Source organism: Actinomadura geliboluensis, from assembly GCF_043197915.1.
GTDB classification, from domain to species: domain Bacteria; phylum Actinomycetota; class Actinomycetes; order Streptosporangiales; family Streptosporangiaceae; genus Spirillospora; species Spirillospora geliboluensis.
Map to the genome: position 1 here is coordinate 938,373 of NZ_JBICUA010000002.1, position 18,085 is coordinate 956,457.

The 18,085-nt window shown below is 73.2% G+C and carries 14 protein-coding genes; 9 read left to right on the top strand and 5 right to left on the bottom strand.

What is annotated here, in order from left to right; all coding sequences use genetic code 11:
- Positions 1-58 precede the first annotated feature (58 nt).
- From ACGFI1_RS09940 to ACGFI1_RS09950, 3 genes are all read right to left on the bottom strand, one after another.
- Positions 59-3,766, bottom strand: a complete 3,708-nt coding sequence (locus tag ACGFI1_RS09940; protein WP_392784447.1) for a multifunctional oxoglutarate decarboxylase/oxoglutarate dehydrogenase thiamine pyrophosphate-binding subunit/dihydrolipoyllysine-residue succinyltransferase subunit — start codon at positions 3,764-3,766, stop codon at positions 59-61.
- A gap of 321 nt (positions 3,767-4,087) precedes the next feature.
- Positions 4,088-4,759, bottom strand: coding sequence for an AIM24 family protein (locus tag ACGFI1_RS09945; RefSeq protein WP_089328104.1), 672 nt, complete (start codon positions 4,757-4,759; stop codon positions 4,088-4,090).
- Between the two features lie 60 nt (positions 4,760-4,819).
- Positions 4,820-5,728: a glutathione S-transferase family protein gene (locus tag ACGFI1_RS09950; protein WP_392784449.1), complete on the bottom strand. Its 909-nt coding sequence runs from the start codon at positions 5,726-5,728 to the stop codon at positions 4,820-4,822.
- A 147-nt stretch (positions 5,729-5,875) separates the two neighbouring features.
- On the opposite strand from ACGFI1_RS09950, the gene ACGFI1_RS09955 reads away from it, so the two are divergent.
- Entirely contained in the window at positions 5,876-6,583 is a 708-nt protein-coding gene (locus ACGFI1_RS09955) for a DedA family protein (protein WP_392784451.1), read from the top strand.
- Positions 6,584-6,654: 71 nt separating this feature from the next.
- On the opposite strand, the gene ACGFI1_RS09960 is transcribed toward ACGFI1_RS09955, so the two are convergent.
- Positions 6,655-7,722, bottom strand: coding sequence for an NAD(P)H-dependent amine dehydrogenase family protein (locus ACGFI1_RS09960; protein WP_392740295.1), 1,068 nt, complete (start codon positions 7,720-7,722; stop codon positions 6,655-6,657).
- A gap of 212 nt (positions 7,723-7,934) precedes the next feature.
- Between ACGFI1_RS09960 and ACGFI1_RS09965 the strand changes: the two genes are divergently transcribed.
- Positions 7,935-8,837: an SDR family oxidoreductase gene (locus ACGFI1_RS09965; protein ID WP_386867664.1), complete on the top strand. Its 903-nt coding sequence runs from the start codon at positions 7,935-7,937 to the stop codon at positions 8,835-8,837.
- A gap of 4 nt (positions 8,838-8,841) precedes the next feature.
- On the top strand, positions 8,842-9,639 hold the full coding sequence (locus ACGFI1_RS09970; protein ID WP_386867662.1) for an enoyl-CoA hydratase/isomerase family protein: 798 nt from the start codon (positions 8,842-8,844) through the stop codon (positions 9,637-9,639).
- A gap of 40 nt (positions 9,640-9,679) precedes the next feature.
- On the opposite strand, the gene ACGFI1_RS09975 is transcribed toward ACGFI1_RS09970, so the two are convergent.
- Positions 9,680-10,522: a sirohydrochlorin chelatase gene (locus ACGFI1_RS09975; protein WP_301174107.1), complete on the bottom strand. Its 843-nt coding sequence runs from the start codon at positions 10,520-10,522 to the stop codon at positions 9,680-9,682.
- A gap of 377 nt (positions 10,523-10,899) precedes the next feature.
- Between ACGFI1_RS09975 and ACGFI1_RS09980 the strand changes: the two genes are divergently transcribed.
- The 6 genes from ACGFI1_RS09980 to ACGFI1_RS10005 all read left to right on the top strand — a co-directional run bounded on the left by ACGFI1_RS09980 (position 10,900) and on the right by ACGFI1_RS10005 (position 18,084).
- Positions 10,900-13,407: a sensor histidine kinase gene (locus ACGFI1_RS09980; protein WP_392784452.1), complete on the top strand. Its 2,508-nt coding sequence runs from the start codon at positions 10,900-10,902 to the stop codon at positions 13,405-13,407.
- A complete protein-coding gene (locus ACGFI1_RS09985; RefSeq protein WP_387071720.1) occupies positions 13,404-13,859 on the top strand; it encodes a roadblock/LC7 domain-containing protein in 456 nt (151 codons plus the stop codon). Before ACGFI1_RS09980 ends, ACGFI1_RS09985 begins: the two co-directional genes overlap by 4 nt.
- Before the next feature lie 14 nt (positions 13,860-13,873).
- Positions 13,874-14,254, top strand: coding sequence for a DUF742 domain-containing protein (locus ACGFI1_RS09990; RefSeq protein WP_301178260.1), 381 nt, complete (start codon positions 13,874-13,876; stop codon positions 14,252-14,254).
- Positions 14,235-14,888: a GTP-binding protein gene (locus ACGFI1_RS09995; protein WP_392784454.1), complete on the top strand. Its 654-nt coding sequence runs from the start codon at positions 14,235-14,237 to the stop codon at positions 14,886-14,888. The genes ACGFI1_RS09990 and ACGFI1_RS09995 overlap by 20 nt, the downstream gene beginning before the upstream one ends.
- Before the next feature lie 137 nt (positions 14,889-15,025).
- Positions 15,026-17,641 carry a sensor histidine kinase gene (locus tag ACGFI1_RS10000; protein ID WP_392784456.1) on the top strand — a complete coding sequence of 872 codons (2,616 nt, stop codon included), beginning with the start codon at positions 15,026-15,028 and terminating at the stop codon, positions 17,639-17,641.
- Positions 17,638-18,084, top strand: coding sequence for a roadblock/LC7 domain-containing protein (locus ACGFI1_RS10005; protein WP_138641009.1), 447 nt, complete (start codon positions 17,638-17,640; stop codon positions 18,082-18,084). The genes ACGFI1_RS10000 and ACGFI1_RS10005 overlap by 4 nt, the downstream gene beginning before the upstream one ends.
- The last annotated feature ends 1 nt before the right edge of the window (position 18,085 follow it).

Genomic DNA, 18,085 nt, shown 5'->3' on the forward strand with positions numbered 1-18,085 from the left:
CGGGACGCCGAGGGCTCCGGCGCGGTGCACCGGAGCCCTCGGATCTGCGTCCTTCCGCCTACTTCTGCTCGCCGAACAGCCGCGCCAGCAGCGCCTCCTGCTCGGCCTGGTGCAGCTTCGCCGACCCCACGGCCGGGGACGAGGACGCCGGGCGCGACACCCGCGACATCCTCAGCCCCTCGATGTGGTGCGGCAGCTTCAGCGCCATGAACGGCCAGGCGCCCATGTTCGCGGGCTCGTCCTGCACCCACACGACCTCGGCGTCCGCCGGGTACTTGGCCAGCTCCGCCTTGATCTCGTCGACCGGCGGCGGGTACAGCCGCTCGACCCGCACGACCGCGGTGTCGTTCGCGCCCGCCGACTGCCGGGCCTTCACCACGTCGTAGTAGATCTTGCCGGTGGTGAGCAGCACCCGCCGCACGCCCGCCGGGTCGATCGCCGGGTCGCTCTCCGGGATCACCGGCTGGAACGCGCCGCCGGTGATCTCCTCGACCGGGGAGGTCGCCGCCTTCAGCCGCAGCAGCGACTTCGGCGTGAACACGACCAGCGGCTTGTTCCGGCCCGACAGCACCTGCCAGCGCAGCAGGTGGAAGTAGTTCGCCGGCGTGGTCGGGTACACCACGGTCATGTTGTCCTGCGCGCACAGCTGCAGGTACCGCTCGATCCGCGCGGACGAGTGGTCGGGCCCCTGGCCCTCGTAGCCGTGCGGCAGCAGCAGCACGACGCCCGAGTGCTGGCCCCACTTCTGCTCACCGGAGGAGATGTACTCGTCCACCACCGACTGGGCGCCGTTGGCGAAGTCGCCGAACTGGGCCTCCCAGCAGACCAGCGCGTCCGGGCGGGTCATCGAGTAGCCGTACTCGAAGCCCATCGCCGCGTACTCGCTGAGCAGCGAGTCGTGCACGTAGAACTTCGACACGCCCTGGCCGAACTGCTTGAGCGGCGTGTACTCCTCGCCGGTCCTGCGGTCGACGAGCACCGCGTGCCGCTGGCCGAACGTGCCGCGCCGGGTGTCCTGGCCGACGAGCCGCACCGGGCGGCCGTCGATCAGCAGCGAGCCCATCGCCAGCAGCTCGCCGGTCGCCCAGTCGATCGCGTCGTCCTCGATCATCTGGGCGCGGCGCTGCAGGATCGGCTGGAGCCGCGGGTGCGGGGTGAAGCCCTCCGGCAGGCTGACCTGCGTCTCGATGATCCGCTTGACGGTCTCCTGCGGGATCGCCGTCCCGGCCTTGCCGTGGTCTATCGGGATGCGCTCCTCGACGTCCGGCTTCACGACCGAACCCGGCTCCAGGGGCTTCTTCGCCGCCTCGCGGGTCTCGGTGAAGGCCCGCTCCAGCTGCTCCTGGTAGTCGCGGAGCGCCTGCTCGGCCTCCTCCACCGTGATGTCGCCGCGGCCGATCAGCGCCTCGGTGTAGAGCTTGCGCACCGAGCGCTTCGCGTCGATCAGGTCGTACATCAGCGGCTGCGTGAACGAGGGGTTCTCGCCCTCGTTGTGGCCGCGCCGCCGGTAGCAGACCATGTCGATGACGACGTCCTTCTTGAACGTCTGCCGGTACTCGAACGCCAGCCGCGCCACCCGCGCGCACGCCTCCGGGTCGTCCCCGTTGACGTGGAAGATCGGCGCCTGGATCATCCGCGCGACGTCGGTCGCGTAGACGCTGGAGCGCGAGTACTCCGGCGCGGTGGTGAAGCCGACCTGGTTGTTGATGATGACGTGCACGGTGCCGCCGGTGCGGTAGCCGCGCAGCTGCGACAGGTTCAGCGTCTCGGCCACCACGCCCTGCCCGGCGAACGCGGCGTCGCCGTGGATCAGCACCGGCAGCACGGTGAAGCCGGCCTCGCCGACGTCCAGCACGTCCTGCTTGGCGCGGACGACGCCCTCCAGCACCGGGTCGACCGTCTCCAGGTGCGACGGGTTCGCGACCAGCTCGCAGTGGATCTTGGAGCCGTCACTGGCCGTGAAGTCGCCGGACGCGCCGAGGTGGTACTTCACGTCGCCGGAGCCCTGCGCGCTGCGCGGGTCGAGGTTGCCCTCGAACTCGCCGAAGATCTGCCCGTAGGACTTGCCGACGATGTTCGCGAGGACGTTCAGCCGGCCGCGGTGCGCCATGCCGATGACGACCTCGTCCAGGCTGTCCTTCGCCGCCGCCGAGATCACCGAGTCCAGCAGCGGTATGACCGACTCGCCGCCCTCCAGCGAGAAGCGCTTCTGCCCGACGAACTTCGTCTGCAGGAACGTCTCGAACGCCTCGGCGCTGTTCAGCCGGCGCAGCACGTGCAGCTGCTCCTCGCGCGACGGCTTGTCGTGCGGGACCTCCACGCGCTCCTGGATCCAGGCGCGCTCCTCCGGGTCCTGGATGTGCATGTACTCGATGCCGACCGTCCGGCAGTACGCCATCCGCAGCACGCCGAGGATGTCGCGCAGCTTCATCGTCGGCTTGCCGCCGAACCCGCCCGTCGCGAACTCGCGCTCCAGGTCCCACAGGGTGAGGCCGTGCTTGAGGATGTCGAGGTCGGGGTGCCGGCGCTGCTTGTACTCCAGCGGGTCGGTGTCGGCCATCAGGTGGCCGCGGACCCGGTAGGCGTGGATCAGCTCGTGCACGCGGGCGACCTTGGCGACGTCGTCCTCGTGGGTGGCGGAGATGTCCTTGACCCAGCGCACCGGCTCGTACGGGATGCGCAGCGCCTCGAAGATCTCGTCGTAGAAGCCGTCCTCGCCGAGCAGCAGCTCGTGGATCCGGCGCAGGAAGTCGCCGGACTGCGCGCCCTGGATGATCCGGTGGTCGTAGGTGGAGGTCAGCGTCATGACCTTGCTGATCCCCATGCGCGACAGCGTCTCGCCGGACGCGCCCGCGAACTCCGCCGGGTACTCCATCGCGCCCACGCCGATGATCGTGCCCTGGCCCGGCATCAGCCGCGGCACCGAGTGGACGGTGCCGATCGTGCCCGGGTTCGTCAGGCTGATCGTGGTGCCCTGGAAGTCCTCCAGGGTGAGCTTGCCGCCGCGGGCCTTGCGGACGATCTCCTCGTAGGCGGCCCAGAACTGGCGGAAGTCCAGCGTCTCGGCGGCCTTGATGCTCGGCACCACGAGCTGCCGGGAGCCGTCGCCCTTCTGCAGGTCGATCGCCAGCCCGAAGTTCACGTGCTCCGGCCGGACGAGCACCGGCTTGCCGTCCACCTCGGTGAACGCGGCGTTCATCTCCGGCATCGCCGCGAGCGCCTTGACGATCGCGTACCCGATCAGGTGCGTGAACGAGACCTTGCCGCCGCGCCCGCGCTTCAGGTGGTTGTTGATGACGATGCGGTTGTCGATCAGCAGCTTCGCCGGGACGGCCCGCACGCTCGTCGCCGTCGGCACGCCGAGGCTGGCCTCCATGTTGGTGGCCGTCCGGGCCGCGACACCGCGCAGCCGGACCTCCTCCGCGCCCGCCGGCACCGGCGGGGGCGCGGGCTTCTCCGCCGCCTTCGGCGCCGGCTTCGCGGGAGCCGTCGGCGGAGCCACCGGGCGCTGCGGTGTCGGCGGAGCGGCCGCTGTGCCGTTCACGGCCGCGCGGGCCGCGCTCTCGGTCGGCGCCTGGGGGGACGCGGGGGTCGCGGACGACGGCCGGCTGTCCGGCTGGTAGTCCGCGAAGAAGTTCCACCAGGCTTCGTCAACGGAGTTCGGGTCTTCGAGGTACTTCTGGTACAGCTCGTCGACCAGCCACTCGTTGGCGCCGAAATCTGTGATCTTTGGGTCGGCACTTGTTTGCGACGACTCTGTCGACACGGCGGAGATCGCCCTCTTCCGCAGCTCGCAGGTGAGTTCTGAGACGCACCCCAGGCTACCGTGTTTATTGCATTGCCCTCGGCGGTCGGGCCTGGCGGCCCTTCCTTCCACGGGCACTGCGGCGATCGCTGCATCGCTCCGGCTCGCCTGGCGGCTCGCTTCGCGATCAGGTTCTCGCTTCGCTCGAACCTGGCTTCGCACGCGATCGCAACGCTCCGGTCGCTGCGGCCCTCGGCTTACGGACGATCTTCTTGCGGTCTGCTCGTGGTGCTGGGGTGGCTGGGGTGGCTCTGAGGCTGCTGGTTGTTGGTTTCGGCTTGCTCAGTGGGTGTGGGGGGCCACCGTGGGGCCCTCGCTGGCCTGGATCAGGACGAAGCCCTGGCCCTGGTAGGCGAGCTGCATCGCCTCGCCGCTGCCCCGGCCGATGAGGGCGCCGGCCTTGAAGGTGCGGTTGACGCCCACCTGGAGGCTGGTGCTCCACGCGACCGCGGACTGGCCGTCGGCGAACGTGGGGGCGCGGCCGCAGTCGAGCATGACGGGCGTGCCGTGCGTGGTCAGGGCCACCCAGCCGGTGCCCTGGAGGGTGGTGTTGAACAGGCCGCCCGCGGCGATGCCCGCGCCCTGGACGCGCTGGATGTCGGACTGCAGGTGCGAGTCGTAGGCGAGGATGTTCTTGCCGTTGACGGTGATGCCCTCGTTCTCCAGGTAGAACAGGTGGATGTCGTCGGCGTCGTTCGCGACGAACAGCAGGCCCTGGCCCTTGACGCGCATCAGCGGGACGCCCTCGCCGGTCAGGGCCTTCTTCATGAACTTGCCGATGCCGCCTGCGCCCTCGTAGTCGAACTCCATCTGGCCCTGGAAGGCGACCATGGAGCCCTGCCGGGCCAGGACGTCCCCGTTCAGGTGGACCCGGAGCATCTTGGAGTTCTGGAGGGCGAAGTGGCCGGGAAGCTGCTGGCCCTGGTCGAGGTTGCCGAAGAACTGGCTGCGCATGGTCGGGCATGCCTTTCGTGCGGATTGGTGGAGATCCGCCAGCATAACGAGGTGATGGGGTCAGCGGTTCCGGTCGTGGGGAGCGGTCCAGTCGATGGCCGGGCCCTTGGGGACGACGCCGGACGGGTTGATGTTGCGCTGCGTCACGTAGTAGTGGCGCTTGATGTGGTCGAAGTTCGTCGTCTCGCCGAACGCGGGGATCGAGTACAGGTCGCGCGCGTAGCCCCACAGGTTCGGGTAGTCGGCGATGCGGCGCAGGTTGCACTTGAAGTGGCCGTGGTAGACGGCGTCGAACCGGGCCAGGGTCGGGTACAGGCGGACGTCGGCCTCGGTCACGTCGTCGCCGAACAGGTAGCGGCTCGTGGAGAGGCGCTCTTCGAGCTGGTCGAGGGTGGCGAAGAGGGCGTCGAACGCCTCCTCGTAGGCGTCCTGGGAGGTGGCGAAGCCCGCCTTGTAGACGCCGTTGTTGACCGTCCTGTAGACGAGGTCGTTCAGCTCGTCGATCCGCGGGCGGAGCGCCTCGGGGTACAGGTCCGGCGCGCCGGGGCGGTGCAGGGCGGTGAACTCGGTCTCGAACGTGGTGGTGATGTTCGGGAAGTCGTTGGTGACCAGGCGCCCGGTCTCGGTGTCCCAGACGCAGGGGACGGTGTAGCGGCCCTGGAACGACGGGTCGCGGGCCAGGTACAGCTCGGAGAGGAACACCGCGCCGGTGACGGGGTCGCGGTCGGGGAACCGCCAGCCGCGCTCGTCCCGGATGGGGTCGACGACGGCGACGCTGATCGCCTCCTCCAGGCCGAGCAGGCGCCGGACGATCAGGGTGCGCTGCGCCCACGGGCACGCGTAGGAGACGAACAGCCGGTACCGGCCGGGCTCGGCGGGGTATCCGGACGAGCCGTCCGCGGTGATCCGGTCGGTGAACCGGTTGGCCTGCCGGACGAACCGGCCTCCCTCGACCTCCTGCACGCTCACGGCGCCTCCTCCGCACAGCCGACGGGCCGGTCCGGATCTCGTCCTCGCGGCCGGTTCGGGGACGGGTCCCCGCGGCTACCATAACCGTCGGTGGCCGAAGCGAAACGGCCGCGACCTGTCCAGGCGCAGACGAGATGGCGGGGGTCCATGCTCGAACACTTCAACGCCCTGGTGGACGGGCTGCCGCCCGCGACGATCTACCTGATCATCGCGGCGCTGGTGTTCGCCGAGGCGGCGCTGTTCGTCGGGTTCGTGTTCCCCGGCGAGACCGCGATCGTCGTCGGCGGGGTGCTCGCGAGCCAGGACGTGCTGTCGCTGCCGGTGCTGCTCGCCATCGCGGTGGTCGCGGCGGTCGCGGGCGACTCGGTCGGCTACGAGATCGGCCGCCGGTACGGGCCGCGGCTGCTGGACGTCAAGGTCATGCGAAAACACCGGGCCAAGGTCCACGGCGCGCAGGGGCTGATCCGCCGCCGGGGGGCGTTCGCGGTGTTCATCGGGCGGTTCACCGCGCTGCTGCGGGCGCTGATGCCGGCGCTGGCGGGCAGCTCGCGGCTGCCGTATCCGAAGTTCCTGCTGTTCAACGTCATCGGCGGCGTGACCTGGGTGGTGACGTTCACGCTCGGCGGCTACTTCGCGGGCGCGGCGTTCGAGCACGCGGCGAAGCAGGCGGGCAGGGGCCTCGCGATCGGGCTCGCGGTGGCGGCCGTCGTGGGGCTGGCGGTGTGGAGCGTCCGCAAGCGCCGCAAGGAGGCGCGCGAGGAGGCCGAGGCCGAGGCGGCGGAGTCCGAGGCGGCGGAGGCAGGGCCCGTGGAGCCCGACGCGGCGGAGTCCGAGCCCGCGCGGACGCTTCCGTAGGGCTCGGAAGTCCGTAGGGCTCGGAAATCCGCAGGGCTCGGAAGTCCGCAGGGTTCAGAATTCTGTAGGGCTCAGATGTGCATCCGGCCGCTGATCATCGGCAGGTCGAGGTAGGTGCGGATCCCGGGCTCGGCGGCGCACACGGCCGGGACGGAGTTCAGCGCGTGCGCGGACGCGGCGGAGATCACGTCGGACGCCCAGTCCTGGTCGACCGCGAGTGTCAGCGCGGGGCGGCCGTCCACGCGCAGCGAGTAGCCGGGGCGGCCCCACTCGTCCGACATCCGGTCGGCGTCGGCCTTGTGCACCACCTCGACGGTGATCACGGGGCGGCCGCCGGCGAGGCCGCTGAACGTCCAGCGGGCCGCGGCGACGGTGCCGTGCGGGATCGGCCCGGCGGCGGTGGCGAGGTCGGTGCCGGCGAGCCGGTAGTCGACGTCCACGTCGATCTCGTCGAGGTCGACGCCGAGCCCGGCCGCGACGAGGTGCAGGCTCTCGGCGAACTGCGCGCGCATCGCCGCCCGGTTCGGCCGCAGCGCGCGCCGGTACTCCTCCTCGGTCTTGCCGAAGCCGAGCATCTCGTGGACCATCCGCCAGGACGGGTGCCGGGCGAAGTCGGAGCACTCGCGGGCGTAGACGTGCGTGATGCGCCGCGACAGCCGCGACAGCACGAGCGGCATGACGTCGGCCATGAAACCGCCGCTGACGCCGCTGCCGTGCACGGACGTCCCGCCCCGCTTGCACGCCTGCTCCAGCTCGCCGGCGAACTGCGGGCCGTGCGCGCGGGGGTAGACCAGGCCGCTGAGGGAGATCAGGTTCTTGCCGGACGCCAGCAGCGCGCAGATCGTGCCGAGCTCGGTGAACCGGTCGTGCACGGGGCTCGGGGCGTAGATCACGCAGTCGGCGTCGAGCGCGAGGATGTCGGCGATGTCGCGGGTCGCGGCGATCCCGACGGGGGCGCGCCCGGCGAGGGCCCCGGCGTCGGCGCCGTCCTTGGCGGGGCTGTGCACCCAGACGCCGGCGAGCTCCATGTCGTCGCGGTCGAGGACGCCCCTGATGGCGCTGCGTCCGATGGCGCCCGTCGCCCATTGCACGACGCGGTAGGGGCGGCGGCCGGTGCCCGGCGCGGCGGCGGCGATCATCGGGACGGGACCTCCGTTGCTCCTCGCGGCTTCGCTGGAGACTACGCGGAGACTCCGGCGAATTGCGGCATTCAGCGCAACTTCCCTCTCGGGCCATCGTACGCGGGGAGGACCCCGGTGCGGCGCGGCCGAGCGAGATTCGGTTTAGTGGTACCACTCGGTGGCCCCGGATGGTTGTCTGGTGGCCAGGTCTCGATGTGAGGGAGATGCGAATGTCGGAACTGCGCTACGACGGCCGGGTCGCGGTCGTGACCGGGGCCGGCCACGGCCTCGGCCGCCAGCACGCCCTGGAACTCGCCGCGCGCGGCGCCAAGGTCGTCGTCAACGACCTCGGCGGCGACCGGTCCGGGGTGGGCGCCTCCGCGGGCCCCGCCCAGGAGGTCGTGGACGAGATCAAGAAGAACGGCGGCGAGGCCGTCGCGAACCCCGACAACGTCGCGACCCCCGAGGGCGCGCAGGCCGTGATCCAGAGCGCGCTGGACGCGTTCGGCAAGGTCGACATCGTCGTCAACAACGCCGGCATCCTGCGCGACAAGTCGTTCAAGAACATGTCCGTCGAGGAGTTCGACGCGGTCATCGCCGTCCACCTGCGCGGCTCGTTCCTGGTGTCCAGCGCCGCCTGGTCGCACCTGCGCGAGCAGGGCTACGGCCGGATCGTGAACACCTCGTCCCCGGCGGGCCTGTTCGGCAACTTCGGCCAGGCCAACTACTCCACCGCCAAGATGGGCCTGGTCGGGTTCACCAAGACCCTCGCCCAGGAGGGCGCGAAGTACAACATCAAGGCCAACGCGATCGCCCCGGTCGCGTGGACCCGGATGACCGAGGACCTGCTGCCCGCCGACTTCGCCGGCAAGCTCGGCGTCGACCAGGTGACGCCGCTCGTCGCGTGGCTGGTGCACGAGTCCAACGAGGACTCCGGCGAGGTCTACACCGTCGGCGGCGGCCGGATCGCGAAGATCTTCGTCGCGGAGGGCCCCGGCTACGGCCAGAACACCACGCTGTCGGTGGAGGACGTCCGGGACAACTGGGCCGCGATCAGCGCGAACGAGCCGCTGACCGTGTTCAGGAACGTGGGCGAGCAGATGGGCCCCCTGATCCAGCAGCTCTCCTCCTGAGCCGTTGGGCGGGATCAAGCTCGACCGGCGGGACGGGGTGGTCACCATCACCCTGTCCCGGCCGGAGCGCCTGAACGCCGTCGACGGCGCCCTGACCGAGGAGATGCTCGACGCCCTCAACGAGCTGGCGCGCGACGCGTCCACCCACGTGGTCGTGCTCACCGGCGAGGGCCGCGGGTTCTGCTCGGGCATGGACATCCAGGGCGGCGACCCGGGCGGGGAGGCCGCCGAGGGCCGCGTCCAGCGGCTCTACCGGGGCATCGCGCGCGGCGCCGAGGTCACCGCGCGGCTGCGGGAGATCCCGCAGCCGGTGATCGCGGCGCTGCACGGCCCGGTCGCGGGCATGGGCGTGTCCTGGGCGCTCGCCAGCGACCTGCGGGTCGCCGACCCGACCACCCGGTTCGTCATCCCGTTCACGGACCTCGGCCTGTCGGCCGGCGACTGCGGCCTGTCCTGGCTGCTGCCCCGGATGATCGGCCCGGCCAAGGCCGCGGAGCTGTCCTACCGCGCCCGGCGCCTGGACGTGACCCGCGCCGACGAGCTCGGCCTGATCACCGAGATCACGCCCGAGGGCGGGGATCGGGCGGCCGCGCAGGCGCTCGCCGACGAACTGCTCACCAAGTCCCCGTACGGCCTGCGCCGCACGAAGGAACTGCTCAACGCGTCCCTGGACGCCCCCGGCCTGCGCCGCCAGCTCATGGCGGAGACGGCCGTCCAGACGCTCGCCTTCTTCAGCGAGGACCTCGCGGAGGGCATGACGGCCACGCTCCAGAAGCGCCCGCCCGAGTTCAAGAACCGCTGACCGGCGCGTCCGGCCAGGCCCGCGGGCCTGGCCGGACGGCTCAGCCTGAGAGTGCGGTGGAGAGGGCTTCCACGTAGCGGAGGGCGGTCAGCCGGGCGAGGGCGGGGTGCGCGCCCAGGGGAGCGGAGTGGGCGGCGCCCACGCTCGCGGCGGCGGGGGCGGCGAGGGCCGCCTCCGGCTCGGTGCCGATCAGGTGCGGGGCGAGGGCGATCGACGTGGCGCCCGCCATGCGCAGCTGGTCGGCCGCGGCCTTGACCGACGCCTCGTCGTTCAGGGAGGCGGTGAAGACCGGCGCGGCCAGCCGGGAGGCGAGCAGCACGCTCGTGACCTCGGCCTGCCGGACGGCGGTCGCGTCGCCCGGCGTCGCGACGATGACGCCGGACGCGGCGGTCACCATCGTCATCAGCCGGATGCGGTCGGCGCGGGCGAGGCCCGCGTCGGCGAGCCGGTCGTGCAGCGCCTCGGCGATGAGCGGGTGCGGGCCGAGCGGCTCGGCGGCGACGGCGCGCACCGGCGCGGCCGCGACGGCGGCGTGCACGGCGCGGTCGAGCGCCGGGTCGGGGCCGGTGGACAGCGGGACGACGACGGCCGCCAGCTCGTCCTGCTCCTGGCGCAGCCCGGCGAGGACGCCGTGCAGCGGGGCCTCGGCACCGTCCAGGTGCCCGACGTAGGCGGGCTGGCCGGTGTGCTCTATCTCGACGAGCCGGGCCAACTCGGCGCCGACCTCGGCGCCGGCCTGCCGGGCGTGCCCGGGCACGGCCAGGACCAGCGTGGGGGAACCGGGGGGCAGCAGGAAGGACTCGTCGCCGCGGTGCCGGCCGCCGCGGGGGGTGCGGCGCCGTCGCGACGGCAGTGCCTCGGATGCCTGGCTTTCGGGACTCACGGCGGGCATCGTAACGCCCTCCGGCCCCGGAGCCGTCCTCCCGTCCCGGCCTCCGTCGTTGCCTGTATGGATCGCGGATCTCCTTTCCGTGCCGGCGCGACGCGAACGGCGGTGGCGCGAGCGTGGCGGCGCGTGCGGTGATGAAGAAGCAGAGTATGGCGCAATGTCCGCGAGCAACAGGGGGAAATGAAGTAAATTGTCCGGATTTGCCGCTATCTCCTTGCGGAAGCCGCGACAAGATCACTCCGGCAGCGGGCATCGCCGCAGGTGACACGGAATGGTGCCAATGCGTCCGAAAGGCGCCAAAGGGGTTGCGGTCTCGTCGCGGGCCGCCTTTATGATCCAGGGACCCTCCACGACGGAACGGTCGAGGTCCCATGAAATCCCCCCGTACGCGCTCGATCCGCTCGAAGGTGACGGCGCTGCTGCTCGTGCCGCTGCTCTCGCTGGTGGCGCTGTGGGGGTACGCGGCGAGCGTCACCGGACGGGACGCGCTCGCCCAGCGCAAGTACCACACGCTCGACCGCGTGTTCGGCGCGAGCGGCCAGGGCCTCCTGGTGGAGTTGGGCAAGGAGCGCCAGTCCTCGGCCGTCTTCCTCAGCACTCCGCGCTCCGCTCCCGGCGGCGTGCCCGTCACGCTCGTCGCCCAGCGCACGCGCGTCGACAAGGCCGTCGAGCACTTCCGCCGCGAGGCGACGTCGGACGCGGCGCGCGGCGCCACCACCGAGGAGATGAAAGGCCGCGTCACCGACGTCCTGCGGGCGCTCGGCGGGCTGGGCGGCCTGCGCTCCGCGGTCGACGGGCGGCTCGTCGACCGGCTGACCGCCGTCAACGGCTACAGCACGATGGTCGACGACCTGCACCGGCTGTACGACGGCCTGGTCGTCATCGACCACTCCGACCTCTACAACTGGATGCTGGCCACCCGGCACGCCGCCCGCGGCATGGAACTGCTGCAGCGCGAGAACGCGCTGATCGCGTCCGCCCTCGTCACCCGGGGCCGGATGACCCCCGCCGAGCACCGGCTGTTCGTCGAGATGATCGGCGAGCAGCGCTGGCAGTGGATCAAGCAGCGCACGCTGCTCGACCCGGTCGTCTACCGCACCGGGACCGCGCCGGTCTTCGCGTCCCGCCGCTACCAGGACTTCAAGGCCATCGAGGACCGCATCGCCGCCGCCGACCCGCGCAAGCCGCTGCCGGTGGGGGAGGCGGAGTGGCGCCGGACCGCCGACCCGCTGGTGGCCGCGGTGAGCGCGATGGTGCTCGACACCTCCAAGGGCGCCGCCCAGCGGGCCGACCGGCTCGGCCGCGACGCCTACGTGCGGCTCGGCGCCGTCGGCGGCCTCGGCCTGCTGGCGATCGCCGCCTCGGTGCTGCTGTCGCTGCGGTTCGCGCGCGGGTTCGTCCGCGAGCTGGTCGGCCTGCACGGCTCCGCCGAGGAACTGGCCGAGCGGCGGCTGCCCGGCGTCGTCGCGCGGCTCAGCCGCAACGAGAGCGTGGACGTCGCCGCCGAGGCGCCCGCCCTGCGCGCCGGCGGCACCACCGAGATCGCCCGGCTCGCCGACGCGTTCGCCAAGGTGCAGCGGACCGCCGTGGACGCCGCCGTCGGCCAGGCCGAGCTCCGCGCCGGCGTCAGCCGCATCTTCCTCAACATCGCCCGCCGCAACCAGTCGCTCCTGCACCGCCAGCTCACGATGCTGGACGGCCTGGAGAGCCGCGCCGAGGCCGACGACCTGGAAGACCTGTTCCGCATCGACCACCTCACCACCCGCATGCGGCGGCACGCGGAGAGCCTGATCATCCTGTCCGGCGCCACCCCCGGCCGCGGCTGGCGGCAGCCGGTCCGGTTCGCGGACGTGCTGCGCGCCGCCGTCTCGGAGATCGAGGACTACACCCGCGCCACCGTGCTCACCGACTCCGAGGACGGCCTGGTCGGCGCCGCCGTCACCGACGTCGTCCACCTGCTCGCCGAGCTGATCGAGAACGCGGCGGCCTTCTCCCCGCCCACCACCGAGGTGCGGGTCAAGGCCGAGCGGGTCGGCACCGGCTTCGCCGTCGAGATCGAGGACCGCGGCCTCGGCGTCCGGCCCGAGCTGCTCGCCGAGGCCAACCGGCGGCTCGCCGAACCGCCCGAGTTCGACCTCGTCGACACCGACCAGCTGGGGCTGTTCGTCGTCGCGCGGCTCGCCGCCCGGCACGGCATCGCCGTGACGCTGCAGCGGTCCCCGTACGGCGGCGTGACGGCGATCGTGCTGCTGCCGCACGAGCTGGTCGTCCCGGCGGAGCAGCTGGAGGCGGGCCTGCCGGAGGCCGACTCGCCGCTCGACACCGTCACCGACACCGTCACCGACAGCGCGGCGGGCGCGGCCCTGGTGCCGGCGCCCCGGTCCGAGGCCGTCGTCCCGCTGCGGGAGCCGCCGGCGGCGGACGCCGCGCCCGTGGAGGCGCCGCCCGCGCTGCCCCGGCTCACCGGCCCGTGGGGCGACCCGGGCCGGCCGGTGCTCGCGGCCCCGCCGCGCCCCGCCCCGAACCCCTGGGCGGACGAGGCCGCCCCGAACGATGGCGCGGCCGACGGCGCGGACGACGGCACAGCCAGCGGCACAGCCAGCGGCACAGCCGGTGGCGCGCAGACCGACGCGGACGCCGGCGACGACGACTGGCGGCCCGCGGGGACCCACGCGGGGCTGCCCCGCCGGGTCCGGCAGAAGAACCTGGCACCGCAGCTGCGCAGGCGCCCCGCGCCGCGGCCCGCGGTGCAGGCAGGGGCGGGCGCGTCCGGGGGCGTCGCACGCTCCCCGGAGGAGGCGCGCTCGCTGATGGCATCGATTCAGCAGGGTTGGCGGCGCGGCCGCGCGACGGATGTGGGGGATGAGGAAACCCGATGATGCACAACACCGCGACCGGTGAACTGAACTGGCTGCTCAACGACTTCGCCGAGCGGGTGACGACGGTGCGGCAGGCGGTGATCCTGTCCCGCGACGGGCTGGCCGTGGCCGCCTCGAACGAGTTGGCCCGCGAGGACGCCGAGCACCTGTCCGCGCTGGCGTCCGGGGTGCAGAGCCTCGCGCGGGGCGCGGGCCGGCACTTCGCGGGCGGCAACGTCCGGCAGACCATCATCGAGATGGACGCGCTGCTGCTGTTCGTGACCGCCGCGGGCGACGGCACCTGCCTCGCCGTGATCGCCGAGGCCGAGGCCGACGCCGGCCTCGTCGCCTACGAGATGGCGGTGCTGGTCAAGCGGGTCGGCCAGCACCTGCAGGCGGGCCCGCGGTTCGGCACGGACACGTCCGGCGCGGACTTCGGCGGCGCCGGGGGGCCCGCGCCACGGGCCTACTGAGGGGCTGCCGACCGATGGACCCGTCGGCAGAGCGGTGGCTGGACCGGGACGCCGGCCCGGTCGTGCGCCCGTACGCGCGGACCCGGGGCCGGACCCGCCCGGCCGGCCCCGGCTTCGAGCTGATCGCGGTGGTCGCCGCCACCGGCGTCCCGGCCGGGGACCGGCTGCGCTACAGCCCCGACCACGCGCGGGTGCTGCGCCGCTGCGCGGCGCCCGTCCCGGTCGTCGACCTCGCCAGCGACCTCGGGCTGCCGATCGGCGTCGTCCGGGTGCTGCTCGGCGACCTGCGGGACGAGGGACTCGTCGCGGTGGTCGCCGAGGCGCGGTCCCCCGCGGGCCGCCGCCCGCCGAGCGGGGTCTTGAGGGAGGTGCTCAATGGCCTCCGCGCACTCTGAGAGCGTGCCCGTCGAGGGGACGGTCCCGGCGGTCCGCCCGCCGATCACCACCAAGATCCTCATCGCCGGCGGGTTCGGCGCCGGCAAGACCACCATGGTCGGCTCGATCAGCGAGATCCGTCCGCTGCACACCGAGGAGCCGCTGACCGACCGCGGCGCCGGGGTGGACGACGTGTCCGGCGTCGGCGCCAAGGCGACCACGACCGTCGCCATGGACTTCGGCCGCATCACGCTCTCCGACCAGCTGCTGCTCTACCTGTTCGGCACGCCCGGACAGGAGCGGTTCTGGTTCATGTGGGACGAGCTGGCCGCCGGCGCGATCGGCGCCGTGGTGATCGCCGACACCCGCCGGCTGGCCGGGAGCTTCCCCGCCGTCGACTACTTCGAGCGGCGCGGCATCCCGTTCGTCGTCGCGGTGAACTGCTTCGGCGGCATCCGCACGCACCGCGCCGAGGACATCGCGATCGCGCTCGACCTCGACCCCGGCGTCCCGGTGCTGCTGTGCGACGTCCGCCGCCGCGAGTCGTCGAAGGAGGTGCTCGTCGCGCTGATGGAGCACGTGCTGACCTGGCCGGACTTCGAGGAGCCCGCGGAGGGTGATCGGTTGCCCGATCATCGTGAACCCGCGACGTAGTAGGCTCCCGCACACCCCCGTACTCCACGCATCGGGAGGTTTCCCCCGCATGTACCGCCCCGCCCCCCAATGCCAAGCCCCCCAAGCCCGGACGATCCAGTGCAGGAGGACGAGCCAGTGAGCAGGGTCCGCCAGCGGTGAAGGCCCGCGGTTTCTCCTCCATCCGGGCGAGGATCATCCTGCTGGTCCTCGTGCCGCTGCTGGCGCTCGCCTCGCTGTGGGGCTTCCTCACCGGCATCACCTACGGCGACGCGCACCAGCTCCTGCAGAGCCGGGAGTTCCAGCAGAAGACGGTGCTGCCCACGCAGCGGCTCATCAACGCGCTGCAGAAGGAGCGCCGGCTGTCGATGACCGAGCTGGGCGGCGCGCGCGTGGAGCCGGGCGCGATGCAGACCCAGCGCAAGTCGACCGACGAGGCGGGCGACGACTTCCGCGCCGGCGCCCGCGACGGCGGGCTGCGGGGCGCGATCCAGCCCGAGGTCGTCCGGCGCATGGACGAGCTCGCCGCCAAGCTCGCCGCGCTGCCGTCGCTGCGCCGCGGCGTGGACGAGCGCACCGGCGGCCGCGCGCACGTCCTGCGCGAGTACAGCGAGCTCATCGACGCCTGCTACGCCATCTACAGCTCGACCACGCCGGGGGACGGGTCCATCACCGCGAGCGTCCGCACGCTGACCTCGTTCGGCATGGCCCGCGAGTTCATGTCCCGCGAGGACGCCCTGCTGACGGGGGCGCTCGCCGCGGGCCGCGTCACGGCCGCCGAGCGCACCCAGTTCGCCAAGCTCGTCGGGGCGCACCACACGATGCACGAGGTCAACGCCCGCGACCTGCCCGCCGCCGGCCGGGCCCGCTACGAGAAGCTGATGGCGTCCCCGGCCTTCATGCAGATGATGAGGCTGGAGGACCAGGTCATCGCGGGCGCCGAGCCGCCGCAGGCCGCCGCGCGCCGGACCCGCACGTCCACCGCCCGGGGGACCGGGGCCCAGGGCACGCCCGCCCGCGGCACCGCCGGGACGTCCGCGACGCAGGCGCACGGGCGGCAGCAGCCGGCCCGGACCGCGCGGGGCGTCACCGTCATCGAGCCGTCCGTGTGGCGGTCGGTGGCCGACACCGCCGACGGCGAGCTGTTCCGGCTGGAGAACCAGATCCTGGACGAGGTCGTCGCCCGCGGCCGGCACATCGCGATCGGCGCGTTCACCCGGCTCGGCCTCGCCGGCGGCCTCGGCCTCGCCGCGATCGTGGTGTCGCTGGTCATCGCGATCCGCGTGTCCCGGCGGCTGGTGCGCGAGTGCCGCACCCTCGCCGGCGGCGTCGTGAACTTCACCACCGAGCGGCTGCCCAAGCTCGCCGCGCAGATCATCGCCGGGCGCCCCGCCGAACCGGAGCCCGAACCGGACATCGACTACCGGATCACCGAGATCCGGCAGATCGCCGAGTCGTTCGACCGCGCCCGCGCGGCCGTGCTGGAGGCCGCCGAGGGCGAGGTCGCGGCGCGGCGCGGCATCAGCGAGGTGTTCGTCAACCTCGCGCGCCGCAACCAGGCGCTGCTGCACCGCCAGCTCAGCCTGCTCGACAGCATGGAGCGGCGCACCGAGGACCCGTCGGAGCTGTCGGACCTGTTCCGCCTCGACCACCTCGCGACCCGCATGCGGCGGCACGCCGAGGGCCTGGTCATCCTGGCCGGCAAGTCCGCCGGGCGCGGCTGGCGCCGGCCCGTCCCGCTGGTGGACGTGGTGCGCGGCGCGGTCGCCGAGGTCGAGGACTACCCGCGCGTCCGGGTGCAGCCGCTGCCGCGCATCGCGCTGCTCGGCTCCGCCGTCGCCGACGTCATCCACCTGCTCGCCGAGGTGGTGGAGAACGCCACCACGTTCTCGCCGCCGCAGTCGCCGGTGCGGGTCAGCGGGCAGCCGGTGCCGAGCGGGTTCGCGATCGAGATCGAGGACCGCGGGCTCGGCATGACCGAGGAGGCGCTGCGCGCCGCCAACGAGCGGCTCGCGAACCCGCCGGAGTTCGACCCGTCCGACAGCGCGCAGCTCGGCCTGTTCGTCGTGGCGCGGCTGGCGCAGCGGCACGACATCACGGTCACGCTCCGCCCGTCCCCGTACGGCGGGACGACCGCGATCGCGCTGATCCCCGGCTCCCTCATCGTCGAGCACGCCGACGCGGAGCCGCCCGCGCGCCGCCCCACCGGGCCGATGCGGGCGCTGCCGGACCGGCCGGCCGCGCTGTCGGCGTCGGCGCGCCCGGCGGTCGAGGCCGGCGGCGTCGTGCGGCTGGTCGCCGAGCCGGAGCCGCCCGTGCGGCGGCCCGCGCCGCCGCGGCCCGAGCCGCCGGTGGCACCACCGCCGGCGGCACCGCCGCCGCCCGCGCCCGCCGAGGCGCCGCCGAAGGACGGCGAGCTGCCCAAGCGCAGGCGGCAGACCCATCTGGCCCCCCAGCTCAAGCAGCGGGTGGACGCGCATCTCGCCGCCCAGGGCCAGGCGCCGCCTCCGGGGCCCGCGGGGCCCGCGGAGCCGCCGCCCGGGCCCGAGCCGGCCGGGATGCCGCTCGCCGCGCCCGTCCCCGTGGACGAGCCGCCGCCGCCCCGCGGCGGGACCGTTCCGCAAGACGACGACGCGGCGCGCTCACCCGAGGCGATGCGATCGATGATGTCCGCCATGCAGGCCGGATGGCGGCGTGGCAGGCAGGACGCGGCCGACGCGGAGGCAGCGCAGGCCGAGCCCAACCCAGGCGAGCAGGAGGACGACACCCCATGACACGAGCCCAGCACTCCGGCGCGGAGGTCCCGGGCGGAGCCGGCGGTGACCTGAACTGGCTGCTCGACAGCCTGGTCCAGCGGGTCGCCGCGGTGCAGAACGCGGTGGTGCTGTCCAGCGACGGGCTGAAGATGGCCGCGTCCCGGGGCCTCGCCGGCGAGGAGTCCGACCACCTCGCCGCGGTGGCCGCCAGCTTCCAGAGCCTCGCGCGCGGGGCCGGGGAGTCGTTCGGCGGCGGCCCCGTCCGGCAGACCATCGTGGAGATGGAGTCGTCGTTCCTGTTCGTCACCGCCGCCGGGCGCGGCGCGTGCCTGGCCGTGCTGGCCTCCGCCGACGCCGACCTCGGGATCATCGCCTACGAGATGGCGATGCTGGTCACCCGGGTCGGGCAGCACCTGTCCGCGGATCCGCGGGTGGCCGCGGCCGAGCCGGGCGGCGTGTGAG

Coding starts and splice junctions, on each gene's coding strand:
- ACGFI1_RS09945 (WP_089328104.1), bottom strand. CDS start 4,759: ATGCGCAGCCAGTTCTTCGGCAACCTCGACCAGGGCCAGCAGCTTCCC.
- ACGFI1_RS09955 (WP_392784451.1), top strand. CDS start 5,876: ATGCTCGAACACTTCAACGCCCTGGTGGACGGGCTGCCGCCCGCGACG.
- ACGFI1_RS09960 (WP_392740295.1), bottom strand. CDS start 7,722: ATGATCGCCGCCGCCGCGCCGGGCACCGGCCGCCGCCCCTACCGCGTC.
- ACGFI1_RS09965 (WP_386867664.1), top strand. CDS start 7,935: ATGTCGGAACTGCGCTACGACGGCCGGGTCGCGGTCGTGACCGGGGCC.
- ACGFI1_RS09980 (WP_392784452.1), top strand. CDS start 10,900: ATGAAATCCCCCCGTACGCGCTCGATCCGCTCGAAGGTGACGGCGCTG.
- ACGFI1_RS09985 (WP_387071720.1), top strand. CDS start 13,404: ATGATGCACAACACCGCGACCGGTGAACTGAACTGGCTGCTCAACGAC.
- ACGFI1_RS09990 (WP_301178260.1), top strand. CDS start 13,874: ATGGACCCGTCGGCAGAGCGGTGGCTGGACCGGGACGCCGGCCCGGTC.
- ACGFI1_RS09995 (WP_392784454.1), top strand. CDS start 14,235: ATGGCCTCCGCGCACTCTGAGAGCGTGCCCGTCGAGGGGACGGTCCCG.
- ACGFI1_RS10005 (WP_138641009.1), top strand. CDS start 17,638: ATGACACGAGCCCAGCACTCCGGCGCGGAGGTCCCGGGCGGAGCCGGC.